Genomic DNA, 12,269 nt, shown 5'->3' on the forward strand with positions numbered 1-12,269 from the left:
ATTACAGCTTGTAGCATTCAAAATTTAATATGAAATGTGAGATAGAGCGTATGGAAATAATCTATACGTTCTATTTTTTTTGCCTTTTTGAAAAAAGTGATTAAAAAACTATTGACATTTTGTTACTGGCAAGACCTTAAAATCCATCCTCATTTCCTGCGGTGCCCGGCTTGCTCCCTTCGATATCAAGGAGCTGCGGGACCTGATGGAGTATGACGAACTGGAACTGGATACCCTGGGCGACCAAAAGACGGCGCTGTTTGTGATCCTGTCAGATACAGACAGCACTTTCAATTTCGTGGCCGCCCTCATGTATAGTCAGCTTTTCAATCTGCTCTGCGACAAGGCGGATGACTTCTACGGCGGACGGCTGCCTGTCCATGTCCGTCTGATCCTGGACGAGTTTGCCAACATCGGCCAGATACCGAACTTCGATAAGCTGATTGCCACCATCCGAAGCCGTGAAATATCGGCTTCTATTATTTTGCAGTCGCAGAGTCAGCTAAAGACCATCTACAAGGACGCGGCAGATACCATCGTCGGTAACTGTGACAGCACCTTGTTTTTGGGAGGCAAAGAGAAATCCACGCTCAAGGAAATTTCGGAGCTGCTGGGGAAAGAGACCATTGATCTCTATAACCAGTCCGAAAACCGGGGCAGCCAGGTTTCCCACGGCCTCAGTTATCAGAAATTAGGAAAGGATATGCCATACTTGTTCGTGAAGAGTTCAGTTGCCTTGAATTTATCATGAACAGGGACACGATCAACTGGATTCTGAAATAACTGAATACAGGAGGTCGAACATGGAGCATTTACCAAAGAAAATCCATCAAAACGGAATCAGCTACACGCTGGTGGGAGACTACTACATCCCCGATCTGGAGCTACCGGAGGAAAGCCGCCCCATTGGGCGGTGGGGCCGGATGCACAAAGCGTTTCTGCAAGAACACCGGCCCGGCCAGTACAATGCCCTGCTTCTGTCGGGAAAACTCTGGACATATCTTGCTGACCTGAACGAACAGGCCGCTGACCGGCTGGCGTGTATCGTCTCGCAGATGCAGGAGGCGGAGGGTGTCACCGAGGAACTGAAAGCCCGTGACCAGCTTGCGTGGGTCGGGGGCATGAACAGCATTCGCAGCCGAGCAGAGGAAATCATCCTCTCTGAGATGATTTTTGTTTAAGGAGGTGCCTGTCTATGAGATACCGTATCGAATACGCCGATGGGCGTTATTGTAACTTTGCCAACGGCAGGGCTGAGCTGCTGAAATGGCTGAAACTGCTGAAGCAAGAGGAAATCTCCGACATCCGCAAAGTATATAAAAGCGGTGTGTCAGATTCCGTCCTGGAAACATACCGGAATTATATCCGCCCAGCATAAGGAGGGGCGCTTATGGGTACAGATATAGAAAAATTGGTTGATTTGATGATTCAGGAGCGGATGCAGAGCCAGTTTGCTAAGTGGCGGGAGGCAGAAACCGGCACGGAGAAAAAAGAGGACTGCCTTCGCTTGGAAAACGAGTATGAAAAAGCAATCAGCGCATTGTCTGAGGAACAGAAGGACGCTGTAAGACACTACTGTGATTCTATTTTCGATTCTGGTGCAGAAAGCGAGTGCTTCTTTTACCGGCTGGGCCTCAAAGATGGCATCCGTCTCTGGAAGTTTATGAAAAAGCTGATGAAAACGGTCAGCTAACGGATGTATAACCACATATTTTATTCCGCCCACAAACGGGTCGAAAGCCGTCCAACGGTACAGATTGGGCGGCTTTCCTGTTATCTGCGTTTCTTCCGCTTGGGCGCATAGTACGGCTGCGGCTTGGCCTTTCCTCTCATGTTGTTGGGATTTTTGAGCATTTTGGACAGGCTCAGTATCCGCAAAAATGCAGAGAAGTCCTCTGAGGAAATCTTCTCGAAGGGTATCTGCATTCTGTCGCAAAATTCGTGGATTACCACTTCCTCTTGGCTGCCCTGTTCGAGCGCCTGTTCAAACTTTTCCTTGACGTCATCCAGCGTGGGCTGCGGGTCGGCGGTGGTCTTGTCCTTGCGGTGTGCTTCCCGGATGTCCCGGACGATGCTGTCCAGATCATCGTGCATGACATGGCTGTAAAAATCGCTTTCCTGCACCTGCCCCAGTTCCAGCGTCCGCATATAGAGGTCATCTTCTCCGGGCGCATACTTGCTCATGACGGTCTGCCGGGTGGCCTCCAACACCAGATTCATCTGCTCCACCCGCATATTGGCGATCTGGTCGATGCAGATTTCCATATCTATCATCAGCCGCCGGAAATTCGGGTGGGCAGCCAGTTCGCAGAGAAGCCGGTTGTTGATTTTGCCGCTGCTCAAAAGTTCCACCATATCATCACTCAGATGCAGAGATTGAAGTTCTGTGTTTGGGTGATTTTTATTTTCCGTCAGCCCCATCAGATAGTCGGTGGACACGCCGTAAAAGTCCGCCAGCGTTGCAATCGCAAACGGGCTGATGTCCTTGTAGTCATCGGTTTCGTATTTTCCCAGCGCGGATTTAGACAGGCCGGTCTGCTCCGCCAGTTGTTCCAGCGTCAGGTGCTTGTCCACCACCCGCAGGTCTTTGAGCCGCTCCGGGATTGTCAGCTTTGCGTACATCCAAAGCCCCCTCTCTCGTTATCTTTTTCAGTGATTACACCCATTATAGCACGATTCCATAAGCGTGGAAATATGCGGATTTCGAGCGTTTTTCCGACGTTTTGGATATACGGGAAAGGGCCTCTTTTTTCGGTAAACTGGTTCTTGCAGACAGGCACAGAACCTTGAAAATCGAATGACCGGCTGCAAGGGGTATGGCCTCCGGGGAAGTGACGCCAGGACAGAAATCGAGCACACCAAAGAGGCCGATACGCCGGGAGAAATTCCGGGCAGGAGCGGCTTGCAGGCAGACCGGCGGACAGGAAACAAGTTTATCATGCGGGGCGCATGGCTCCGCAGCAAAGAAATGGAGGAAATCATTATGACACTGAGTATGAAAGAAAAGAAGATTCTCTACGCTTACGGCTGTCTCAGCCACCACAATACGGTGACACGGCTGAAATGGCTGACGGCTCTGACGGTTGACCCGGAGGCCAAACGCCGGATGCTGGGGCTGGCCCGGAAGGTGGAGACGGAGATGAACGAAAGCTGGTACGAGGATTTTTATCACCATCTGCGCATGGAGATGGACGAGTACCGCCGTCTCAAGCGCAACCTGCGTGTGCTGAAATCTTACACCGATTATGAGGAGGATCTGTATGAAGAAGCTGTCTAAGTATGAGAAAGAAACCATCATCAACTGGAACGAGGCGGAGAACCTTGCCAGCGTCTACACCTTCAACGCCAGCTTGAAGCGCAGGCTGGCTGATTTCAGCCGGAAGTACCCACTGTTGTGCCGGTTGGAGCGCAGCACGCCGGAGGGCAGCGTGACCTATGTGCTGGACAAGTCCCGGCTGTCGATCCGGCTGGTGCCTCCGTACAGCGAAGAACGGAAAGCCGCCGCAAGGGAGTACGCAAAGGAGCATGGCTTTCAGGTGGTGGTAACGGAAGAAAAAATCGCCTAAAATCGGGGTGTTTACGGGAAAAATGACGGGTCTGCACCCGATGTTTTGACCGGCAATCCCCGCAGGCGTATTCCGTATCCACTCCCCGCCTATGGGCGCAAATGTGTGGATACGGAGCCGGTGAAACTGGCAAACACCGTTCCTGCGGTGGAAGCCAGCTTCGCCGGTGCGGAAGTACAGAGGGCGGCCAGCCCTTTGTGGCGGGGTGCAGGGGCGGCAGCGCACTGCTGGGGTCAAGGGGCAACGCCCATTGGCAGGTTAAGGGCGGCAGCCATTATCGGGTCAAGGACGAAGTGCCTTGGCAGGTTGAGGGCAGCCGCCCCATCGGGTCAAGGGTGAAACGCCTTGCCCAGGGAAAGTTGATGCCTGCGTCAACTTGTATTGGGTATTACCTGACGCAAAATTCGCAGGATTTGCGGCTTCGCCGCCCCTTCCCCGGCCCCAGAACATCTTCGCAGGAAGGAGGAAATCTGTTTGAAACTGACACGACACAATGGACGCTCCGGCAAGCATGGCACCTATAATCCCCGCCACAATGACCGCCGGTTCGATGTGGAGAACAGCGAACACATTGACGCAGAACGGGCAAGGCAAAATGTCTACTGGGACTGCTACCGGGGCTTTACCACCCATGAGTTCCGGGAGAACCCGGAGCAGCCGGATTTCAGCTTTGAGGAAATCGAGCGGATGTATTACTACGAGCATTACGGCGGCTATGTGGAAGCTCAGAACGCCCGGAATGAGAAAACCCGGCACACCGAGCGCAACCGCACTGTGGAGGACTTGCTGAAAAACAACAAGACCTGCCCGGAGGAAAGTATCTACCAGATCGGCACGATGGGAGAATCCGTCTCGCCGGATACGCTCTTTTCCATCGTCAATGAGTTTTATCAGGAATTTGAGCGCCGCTTCGGTTCCCATATCCACATCCTGGACTGGGCGCTCCATCTGGACGAGGGGACGCCCCACATCCATGAGCGGCACGTCTTTGACTGTGAGAACCGCTATGGGGAACTGTGCCCCCAGCAGGAAAAGGCGCTGGAAGAACTTGGCATCCCTCTCCCCAACCCGGAGAAGCCCAAAGGCCGGAACAACAACCGCAAGCAGACCTTTGATGCGGTCTGCCGGACGATCCTGTTTGACATCGCCAGACGGCATGGGCTGCATCTGGATCAGGAGCCGTCCTACGGCGGGCGGGACTATCTGGAAAAACAGGATTATATCCTGATGAAGCAGAAGGAGCAGCTTGCGGCGCAGGAGCAGAAGCTGGAAGAACTGACGCTCAAAATCGAGGACGTGGAGACGCTGTTAGATGATGTTTCCGATGCGGCCTATGACAAGGCGGTGGAGGTGGTGACCGATACCGTCCGGCAGGAGACACACAAGGAAGATATTCGTCTGGTGGAAGAATCGAAAAAATGGGTGCTTTCGCCGGAGCGCAAGGCCCCGAAGAAGGAGCGTGACTACGCTGCCGCCCGTCTGGATGGAGTGATTACCAAAATCAAACGGGTCATGCAGAACGCCCTGGCAAAAATCCAGAAAACTCTCATGCAGCCGGAGGTCAAGAAGGCCGGTAAGGAGCAGATTAAGGAGAAGGCCAGAGAATCCATCCGGGAGAAGCTGGCGAAAGGCAGGCTGAACGCTGACCGAGATAACCGGGAACGCTGGGAACGTGAGGGGCGGATTGCTCCGAAAAAGAAACACGATATGGAGTTATGAGGCACCTGATTTTCTGCGGAAACGGGTGCTTTTTTCTCTGCCTGGAGGTGAGAAAATCGAATATATTTGAAGCGGTGAAGGAGTCTGTCACCACAAGGCAGGCTGCGGAATATTACGGGGTGCAGGTTGGCAGGAATGGCATGGCCTGCTGTCCCTTCCATGATGACAAACATCCCAGTATGAAGATTGACCATCGGTTCCACTGCTTTGGCTGTCAGGCAGATGGGGATGTGATTGATTTTACCGCCCGTCTGTTTAGTCTGAGCAGTAAGGAGGCGGCGCTGAAGCTGGCGGAGGATTTCTCTGTCCACTATGACGCCAAAGGCCATGACCCGCCCCGCAGGAGGCCGGTCAAGCGAAAAATCAGCGAGGAACTGCGTTACCGGCAGGCGGAGCAGAAATGTTTCCGGGTGCTGTGCAATTACCTGCATCTGCTGGAACGCTGGGAGAAGGAATACGCCCCGCAGACGCCGGATGAAGCGTGGAATCCGCTGTTCGTGGAGGCCCTGCAAAAGAAACCGTACACGGAATATCTGCTGGATATTCTCTTGTCCGGCAGCATGGAGGAACGTGCTTCCGTGGTCGCTGAGTATGGAAAAGAGGTGAGGAAGATTGAGCAGCGAATATCAGAGTTTACCGCTAGCCACCCGGCAGGCCGCCATGAGCGCAGCCGAAGCCTTAGCGCCGGAGCGGAGCGTTGATGAGGTGCGGGAAAGCCTGTCCGTCACCGAGAAGGGCCAGCCCGCCAACACCATCGGCAACTGCCGGACGGTGTTCTGCCATGACCCTCTCCTGCGTGGGGCGATCCGCCTGAACCTTTTGACTGACCGGGTGGACATTGTACAGGATTTAGGCTGGCGCAGGAATACCAGTGCCCTGACGGATACGGACGTGAAATATCTGCTTCTCTATTTTGAGCAGACCTATGGCCTGACCAGTGAGAAAAAGATGACGGCGGCGCTCTCCATCGTGGCGAATGAGAACTGCTACCATCCCATACAGGACGTGCTAAACGGCCTTGTCTGGGACGGGACGCCCCGCATCCGCTCCTGTCTCCATCATTTCTTAGGTGCGGACGAGAGCGACTATGTGGAGGAAATGCTGAAACACTTTTTGCTGGGGGCTATCCGGCGGGTATTCCGCCCCGGCTCCAAATATGAGGAAATGCTCTGTCTGGTGGGCGGTCAGGGGGCTGGCAAGTCCAGCTTCTTCCGCTTGCTGGCGATCCGGGACGAGTGGTTCAGTGACGACCTGAAAAAACTGGACGATGACAGGGTGTATCTGAAGCTGCAAGGACACTGGATTATCGAAATGTCGGAGATGCTGGCTACCAGCAGCGCCAAAAGCATTGAAGAAATCCGCTCCTTTATCAGCCGCCAGAAGGAAACCTACCGGACGCCCTACGAGGCCCAGCCCAAAGACCGGCTGCGGCAGTGTGTGTTCGGCGGTTCGTCCAACACACTGGACTTCCTGCCCCTTGACCGGGCCGGAAATCGGCGCTTTTTGCCGATCATGATTTACCCGGAGAATGCAGAGGTTCACATTTTGGAGGACGAGGACGCCTCCAGAGCCTATCTTTTACAGGTCTGGGCGGAGGCCATGACGATTTACCGCAGCGGCCACTACTCTATGAAGTTCAGCAAGTCCATCCAGCGCCAGCTGGTGGAGGTGCAGAAGGATTTCATGCCGGAGGACACCGAGGCCGGACAGATACAGGGCTTTCTGGAACACTACACCGGCAGCATGGTCTGCTCCAAACAGCTGTTCAAGGAGGCGCTGGGCCACACCTACGATGAGCCGAAGCGGTGGCAGCTGCACAATATCAACGAGATCATGAACACGGTGGTGACGGGCTGGAAACCATTCTCCAATCCCCGGATGTTCACCGGATATGGCAGGCAGAGGGGCTGGGAACGGGACGTTTCCGGCAACGAACTGCCCGGCAACGAAGATGGATTTGTGGAGCTGACCGAGGAAGAATGCTGCCAGCTGGAACTGCCGAAGGAGTGGATCGCATAAAATTAGCGGTCTGTTGCCGGGATGGTTGCCACTTGGTTGCCGGGTTTGTTGCCGGGGATTCTCCGGTCTGGATACGGAAAAAGCCTGTAAATAAGGTATTTTCTAATATCTATCTCTATCTCCGGCAACGAAAACAACGAGATTTTTCAAGAAAATTGATAAAGTAAGATTTGCAGGTCAGACGGTAGTTTACAGGTTTTCAGAGGTTCGTTGCCGGACTTCGTTGCCAGTGCTGCCGTCTGGCCTGCTACTCTATGGAGGTAGCCTATGGAAAAAAGCAAACAGCAGAAAAATAAAGTCCGTTTTGTGGTGGTGCGGGAGTTCTCCGGGGAGAAGTCCATGCGGGAAGCCTTTGAGCAGCTGATTGAGCGTCAGACCTGCGAACACTTCGAGGAATGGCGTCAGCAGCGGGAAATGGCCGAAAACGCTGCGTAAAAACGGTTGATTCAGGGGCAGGGACATGGTACTATAATGGTATCGTGTCCCTGTTCATAGAAGGAGAACGCTATGAGCAGGAAAAAACAAGTCTATGAGAAAATCACCGCTCTCTACTGCCGCATCTCTCTGGATGACGGCGGCGACAACGAGAGTATGAGCATCAGCAACCAGAAAATCATGCTTCGGGACTTTGCTGAAAAGCATGGAATGTTCCAGTATGAATATTATGTGGATGACGGCTATACGGGCCGCAATTTCAACCGCCCTGCCTTCCAGCGCATGATCGCTGACATTGAGGCGGGGAAGATCGGCTGCGTCATCACCAAAGACCTATCCAGGCTTGGTAGGAACTATATTGAAGCTGGCAGCTATATCGAAATCTTTTTCCCCAAACACAATGTACGCTATATCGCCATCACGGACGGCGTGGACAGCCTGACCCGTCAGGAGATGGACATTACGCCCTTTAAGAATATCCTGAACGATATGTACAGCCGGGATATTTCTAAAAAGGTGCTGGCAGGCATCACCACCCGCTCCCGGCAGGGGAAGTTCTGCGGAGGGACGCCGCCCTTCGGCCTGATGCGTGACCCGGAGGACAAGGGGCATCTCATCATTGACCCTGAGACAGCGCCAATCATCCGCAAAATCTATGACTATGCCCTTGACGGGCTGGGCTGCATGAGGATTTCCAAACGTCTGATGGAAGAAAAAATCCCAATCACCCATGTCAAAGCCAACACGGAGTTTGACGCCAACTATTATTTCTGGGGCGGAGCCAGAATCAGTCACATCCTGAGAAATCCATTCTATAAGGGCGCACATTTGGTCTTTCGGACGCATCAGAAAGGCATCCGCTCCAACACCTATGACATTATTCCCCGTGACCAGTGGGAAGTGATCGAGGGCTGCCATGAGGCCATTGTGACGCCGGAGGAATGGGAACAGGTGCAGGAACTCATTGACCGCAGGCCGACCATTCAGGGGAATTCCTGCCCCTTTTATAATCTGTTCCACGGTCTGGTCTACTGCGCCACCTGCGGGAAGTCCATGCAGGTGCGGTATGAGAAAGTGGGCCGAACCGGGAAGAACCGCTTCACCGGCGAAATGCGGGAGCCGATTGACAAGGCGTACTATATCTGCCAGACCTACAACCGCATGGGCTGCAAGGTCTGTTCCAGCCACAAGATCGAGGCCAGGGATTTATACAATCTGGTGCTGAAAGACATTCAGGAACTGGCGGCGCAGGCTATGAAGGATGCCGATGCGTTCTACCAGCGGCTCAGCCGCCGGATGGAGCACCGGTATCTGGTGGACGCCTCCCAGACAGAAAAGGAACGCCTGCGGCTGGAAGCCCGAAATCAGGAAATTGACGGGATGTTCCTGAGCCTGTACACCGATAAGGCCAAAGGCATCCTGACCGAGCAGCGGTTTGTGAAGCTGACGGCGGCGCTGGAACAGGAGCAGGAATCCAACCAGAAACGCCTGCATGACCTGGCAATGATGCAAGGTCGTGCCGATGCGCAAGAAAGCGAAGTCCGCACTTTTATCAAGGAAATCCGGCGCTATGCCGCCATCGAGGAACTGGACGAGGCGGTGCTGAACCGGCTCATTAGCCGGATTCTGATTGGAGAAATCAAGAAGATTGATGGTCAGAGGACACAGGAGGTTAAGATTATTTACAATTTTGTTGGGGAAATGTCAAGGTAGAATTTAGACGCTAAATACTTTTAATTTATATCAAAAGTGATACAACAATTTTCTTTTAATGCTATCAGGCAATAAAGTTATTCCTTTGGCCAGAGTAAAAGGGATAACTTTATTTTGCTAAAGCATACTAAAAAGGGCGCGTTGCAGAAAATTATCCGCAACACGCCCTCTTCTATAAGTCCTTATGTCAAAATCAAATTATTGGTAATCTTGAATATTGGGATAAGCGGCACCGTTATTATGCGCGTAAGCTGCTTCAAAGTAGTCGAGGCTTTCAAAAGTAATGCCCTGATAGTTTCCGACATTCAACACATCAAAAGTTAGATTCAGAACATCACCAGCGGAATATTGGTCAAGAAGATTTCCTGCAAATTTCCATCCTATGTTTTCCTCATAAGTATCCTCGGTAAAATAAAATGTAGTCGCATCCTCAGTCGCATCATAACTAATGTCAATAATTATATCAGAGAAATGAACTTGATCTCCAGCATTAAAGTCTTTGAGATAATCTACAGTTTTTCCATCAGCAGGATTAATAAATTGAGCATTAAGTTGTGTCATATCAACAACCTCTGGAGGAAGAGAATTAAGTCTGTAAGATTCTGCAACAGAGAATTGATAAACTCTGTTATTATCCCCAAAGTAAAATCCATCTTCCGTCATAGGAACACTTGAACGAGCATTGGCATTGTAATAATGGGCATAATACAACTGCCATTTGTATGTCTCAGTTGAAACAAACTGTGCTTTCCATGTACCAGAACTGTCTCCTGCTTTCTTTGTATAAAACATATACTGATTTGTACCAGTAGTTGCTTGACTTACCGTATCACCAGAGGCATCTGACAAGATGAGTGCAATCTGTGTAAAAATATCGACAAAGATAATCCTATGTCCATGCATACGGATAGAACCAACGCTGTTATCTACTTCTGGACGAAAATAAACCTCAGGCCCCATATCACCCGTGTTATATTCTATGCTAGGTGAAACAAGATAGGCCCAACTACTATCCTTTTCACTCTGTCCATCGAGATCGATAAGCTTTTCCACATAATCTGAAAGGATAATCCAGCCAATCTTCCACCAATTCACTTTGCTTGCTTCAGCAGAAGAACTGATATTCTCGTTGTCGGCATAAGCAAAAGTAGTGTTAGAAAAACTTATGCACATAACCAAGGAAAGAGTAAGTGCAACAATCTTACGTGTTAGCTTTTTCATTAAAAGCCCCCCTTCTCTTATAAAACCAAAACAATAATGCAAATGATGGATGCAATAAAAAAGAATACTCCAGCAACCCGCATCAAACCAAGATATAAATCTGTAGGTTCACCGCCTTTTACAGAAAAGAAGTGTTCAATTTTCCATAAAAGTTCCGGCTTAAAAATCATAAAAAAACTTAATAGAAGCAAAAGGATAAGCCATATGTTATCTATGTATAACACTTCCTTTCTGCTAATACTGAAAATTCAAATAAAAAAGCGCATAAGTAGACAAATAATCATGCCTAACTTATGCGCAAATAGAAACAATTTTAATTCTAAGCCTCCAAAGCTGGCAGCGTCGGTAAAAATGCTCCATTATTAAGTTAGGCAACTTAACCTTAAAACAAATCATCGGTCTTACCTCCCAACAATATAAATTTCGACTTTTCACTTTTATTTTATCACCTAAAGCAGAACTTGTCAATGAATTTGTCTAAAATAAGTCGATTTTCTTTTTTGATTATGTGCATTTTTAACTAATAGAAAGAAAGTTGTATTGAGGGCGATTGGTGTTCCTTATTCCATATGTCGGAACTGTATGAAGTGAAAATAGTTTATCCGTTGAAGAGTCACTCCACAGGTTATGCTTGATTCTTTCAAAGTTATGTTTCTATAATATGCATCCGTACTGTCATATTATAATTCACATTATTGGATAATATAAATTGACAAGTATAAGATAAACAGACAAGGAGTCGCTGCCACCCGTAAAACGGGTGGCTCGGGACGCAGGCTTTAAGCCCACTCTACTTGGCCGCGCCTCAAGGCGCTAGCTTTCTCTTTTAGGCTATACTAAAGTTTTTATTTCCCTGGTACAACCGGGGATTTTTTTGCTTCAAGCCGCCAATTAGAACGGCAGCCACAAAGATTTTTCTTTGCGGCTGCCGTTTTCTTGAATTCATCACTTGACAATGTGGCAAAGAGCTGATGAGCCAGGACGAGCTGGCAGTTATGGATGGCGGCAAGTGCATCTTGCAGTTGCGCGGTGTGCGTCCGTTTCTTTCAGACAAGTATGACATTACCAGACACCCTAATTTCAAATACACAGCTGATGCAGACAAGCGAAATACCTTTGATATTGAAGCATTTTTGTCTGCCAGACTAAAACTCAAGCCTGATGAGGTCTGCGATGTATATGAAGTAGACACGGAGGGCGTGTAATACGGTTCCGCTGAGAAAGGAGTGATCGTATCTATTTGCCGCAACTGCCTCTGTTGAGGCCATTGGCGTACAAAGCGGGCAATCATCAACAAAATAATGAAAAAGGAGGACAGCCGGGATCAGGCTCTCATATATCGAGGGCAGATTGTTCCGGCTTTTGTGCGCTTATGAAACAAACCTAACTAATCATTCAAATGATTCCGGCTAATATTATTTATGGCATTTTTTGAACAGGCAATTACCGTTCTTCAGACTCTCGTTATCGCTCTGGGTGCTGGGCTTGGTATCTGGGGTGTCATCAACCTGTTGGAAGGTTATGGAAATGACAACCCTGGCGCCAATGCTCATGTGCGATAAAGTAACACACAAAAATTTGATAGACAACCGCCCA

Annotated in this window: 14 protein-coding genes and 2 pseudogenes; 13 read left to right on the forward strand and 3 right to left on the reverse strand. The window is 50.1% G+C overall.

All coding sequences use genetic code 11. The features are described 5' to 3' along the window. Positions 1-127: 127 nt before the first annotated feature. The 4 genes and pseudogenes from DW743_RS02105 to DW743_RS18275 form a co-directional block, all read left to right on the forward strand. Positions 128-706 (forward strand): annotated as a pseudogene (locus DW743_RS02105) (VirD4-like conjugal transfer protein, CD1115 family); the annotation flags it as partial. Between the two features lie 97 nt (positions 707-803). After that, the gene (locus tag DW743_RS02110) at positions 804-1,181 is read left to right on the forward strand and encodes a TnpV protein (protein WP_055219871.1); all 378 of its coding nucleotides are present in this window, start codon (positions 804-806) and stop codon (positions 1,179-1,181) included. Between the two features lie 14 nt (positions 1,182-1,195). Beyond that, positions 1,196-1,378 carry a hypothetical protein gene (locus tag DW743_RS02115; protein WP_055219873.1) on the forward strand — a complete coding sequence of 61 codons (183 nt, stop codon included), beginning with the start codon at positions 1,196-1,198 and terminating at the stop codon, positions 1,376-1,378. A gap of 12 nt (positions 1,379-1,390) precedes the next feature. After that, a complete protein-coding gene (locus DW743_RS18275) occupies positions 1,391-1,693 on the forward strand; it encodes a hypothetical protein (protein WP_055219875.1) in 303 nt (100 codons plus the stop codon). A gap of 80 nt (positions 1,694-1,773) precedes the next feature. Here DW743_RS18275 and DW743_RS02125 read toward each other — a convergent pair whose 3' ends face one another. Further along, entirely contained in the window at positions 1,774-2,622 is an 849-nt protein-coding gene (locus tag DW743_RS02125) for a helix-turn-helix domain-containing protein (protein WP_055266762.1), read from the reverse strand. A gap of 175 nt (positions 2,623-2,797) precedes the next feature. On the opposite strand from DW743_RS02125, the gene DW743_RS18280 reads away from it, so the two are divergent. The 7 genes from DW743_RS18280 to DW743_RS02160 all read left to right on the forward strand — a co-directional run bounded on the left by DW743_RS18280 (position 2,798) and on the right by DW743_RS02160 (position 9,452). After that, complete coding sequence (locus tag DW743_RS18280) at positions 2,798-3,277, forward strand: hypothetical protein (RefSeq protein ID WP_226906287.1); 480 nt, start codon at positions 2,798-2,800, stop codon at positions 3,275-3,277. Next, entirely contained in the window at positions 3,261-3,566 is a 306-nt protein-coding gene (locus DW743_RS02135) for a hypothetical protein (RefSeq protein WP_055222220.1), read from the forward strand. The genes DW743_RS18280 and DW743_RS02135 overlap by 17 nt, the downstream gene beginning before the upstream one ends. A gap of 474 nt (positions 3,567-4,040) precedes the next feature. After that, positions 4,041-5,285: a serine/arginine repetitive matrix protein 2 gene (locus DW743_RS02140; protein WP_117760454.1), complete on the forward strand. Its 1,245-nt coding sequence runs from the start codon at positions 4,041-4,043 to the stop codon at positions 5,283-5,285. Then, entirely contained in the window at positions 5,282-5,986 is a 705-nt protein-coding gene (locus tag DW743_RS02145; RefSeq protein WP_055266766.1) for a CHC2 zinc finger domain-containing protein, read from the forward strand. The genes DW743_RS02140 and DW743_RS02145 overlap by 4 nt, the downstream gene beginning before the upstream one ends. Next, the gene (locus tag DW743_RS02150) at positions 5,946-7,304 is read left to right on the forward strand and encodes a virulence-associated E family protein (RefSeq protein ID WP_055221981.1); all 1,359 of its coding nucleotides are present in this window, start codon (positions 5,946-5,948) and stop codon (positions 7,302-7,304) included. The genes DW743_RS02145 and DW743_RS02150 overlap by 41 nt, the downstream gene beginning before the upstream one ends. Before the next feature lie 267 nt (positions 7,305-7,571). Next, complete coding sequence (locus tag DW743_RS18055; protein WP_171027916.1) at positions 7,572-7,739, forward strand: hypothetical protein; 168 nt, start codon at positions 7,572-7,574, stop codon at positions 7,737-7,739. Positions 7,740-7,811: 72 nt separating this feature from the next. Continuing rightward, on the forward strand, positions 7,812-9,452 hold the full coding sequence (locus DW743_RS02160; RefSeq protein WP_055221983.1) for a recombinase family protein: 1,641 nt from the start codon (positions 7,812-7,814) through the stop codon (positions 9,450-9,452). Positions 9,453-9,650: 198 nt separating this feature from the next. On the opposite strand, the gene DW743_RS02165 is transcribed toward DW743_RS02160, so the two are convergent. Both DW743_RS02165 and DW743_RS18860 read right to left on the reverse strand, forming a co-directional pair. After that, a complete protein-coding gene (locus DW743_RS02165; RefSeq protein WP_055221986.1) occupies positions 9,651-10,673 on the reverse strand; it encodes a hypothetical protein in 1,023 nt (340 codons plus the stop codon). Positions 10,674-10,690: 17 nt separating this feature from the next. Beyond that, the gene (locus tag DW743_RS18860) at positions 10,691-10,897 is read right to left on the reverse strand and encodes a DUF6199 family natural product biosynthesis protein (RefSeq protein WP_334291862.1); all 207 of its coding nucleotides are present in this window, start codon (positions 10,895-10,897) and stop codon (positions 10,691-10,693) included. 735 nt (positions 10,898-11,632) lie between these two features. Here DW743_RS18860 and DW743_RS02175 point away from each other — a divergent pair. Further along, a pseudogene (locus tag DW743_RS02175) lies at positions 11,633-11,878 on the forward strand (VirD4-like conjugal transfer protein, CD1115 family); the annotation flags it as partial. A gap of 216 nt (positions 11,879-12,094) precedes the next feature. Further along, positions 12,095-12,235 carry a Maff2 family mobile element protein gene (locus DW743_RS02180; RefSeq protein ID WP_007037419.1) on the forward strand — a complete coding sequence of 47 codons (141 nt, stop codon included), beginning with the start codon at positions 12,095-12,097 and terminating at the stop codon, positions 12,233-12,235. The last annotated feature ends 34 nt before the right edge of the window (positions 12,236-12,269 follow it).

The sequence above is a fragment of the Blautia sp. AM28-27 genome, from assembly GCF_003480905.1.
GTDB lineage: Bacteria > Bacillota > Clostridia > Lachnospirales > Lachnospiraceae > Fusicatenibacter > Fusicatenibacter saccharivorans.

Excerpts from the sequence above, each read along its gene's own strand:
- DW743_RS02125 (WP_055266762.1), bottom strand. The coding sequence starts at position 2,622 with ATGTACGCAAAGCTGACAATCCCGGAGCGGCTCAAAGACCTGCGGGTG.
- DW743_RS02135 (WP_055222220.1), top strand. The coding sequence starts at position 3,261 with ATGAAGAAGCTGTCTAAGTATGAGAAAGAAACCATCATCAACTGGAAC.
- DW743_RS18280 (WP_226906287.1), top strand. The coding sequence starts at position 2,798 with ATGACCGGCTGCAAGGGGTATGGCCTCCGGGGAAGTGACGCCAGGACA.
- DW743_RS02165 (WP_055221986.1), bottom strand. The coding sequence starts at position 10,673 with ATGAAAAAGCTAACACGTAAGATTGTTGCACTTACTCTTTCCTTGGTT.
- DW743_RS02180 (WP_007037419.1), top strand. The coding sequence starts at position 12,095 with ATGGCATTTTTTGAACAGGCAATTACCGTTCTTCAGACTCTCGTTATC.
- DW743_RS02150 (WP_055221981.1), top strand. The coding sequence starts at position 5,946 with ATGAGCGCAGCCGAAGCCTTAGCGCCGGAGCGGAGCGTTGATGAGGTG.
- DW743_RS18275 (WP_055219875.1), top strand. The coding sequence starts at position 1,391 with ATGGGTACAGATATAGAAAAATTGGTTGATTTGATGATTCAGGAGCGG.
- DW743_RS02115 (WP_055219873.1), top strand. The coding sequence starts at position 1,196 with ATGAGATACCGTATCGAATACGCCGATGGGCGTTATTGTAACTTTGCC.
- DW743_RS18055 (WP_171027916.1), top strand. The coding sequence starts at position 7,572 with ATGGAAAAAAGCAAACAGCAGAAAAATAAAGTCCGTTTTGTGGTGGTG.
- DW743_RS02145 (WP_055266766.1), top strand. The coding sequence starts at position 5,282 with ATGAGGCACCTGATTTTCTGCGGAAACGGGTGCTTTTTTCTCTGCCTG.
- DW743_RS02110 (WP_055219871.1), top strand. The coding sequence starts at position 804 with ATGGAGCATTTACCAAAGAAAATCCATCAAAACGGAATCAGCTACACG.
- DW743_RS02160 (WP_055221983.1), top strand. The coding sequence starts at position 7,812 with ATGAGCAGGAAAAAACAAGTCTATGAGAAAATCACCGCTCTCTACTGC.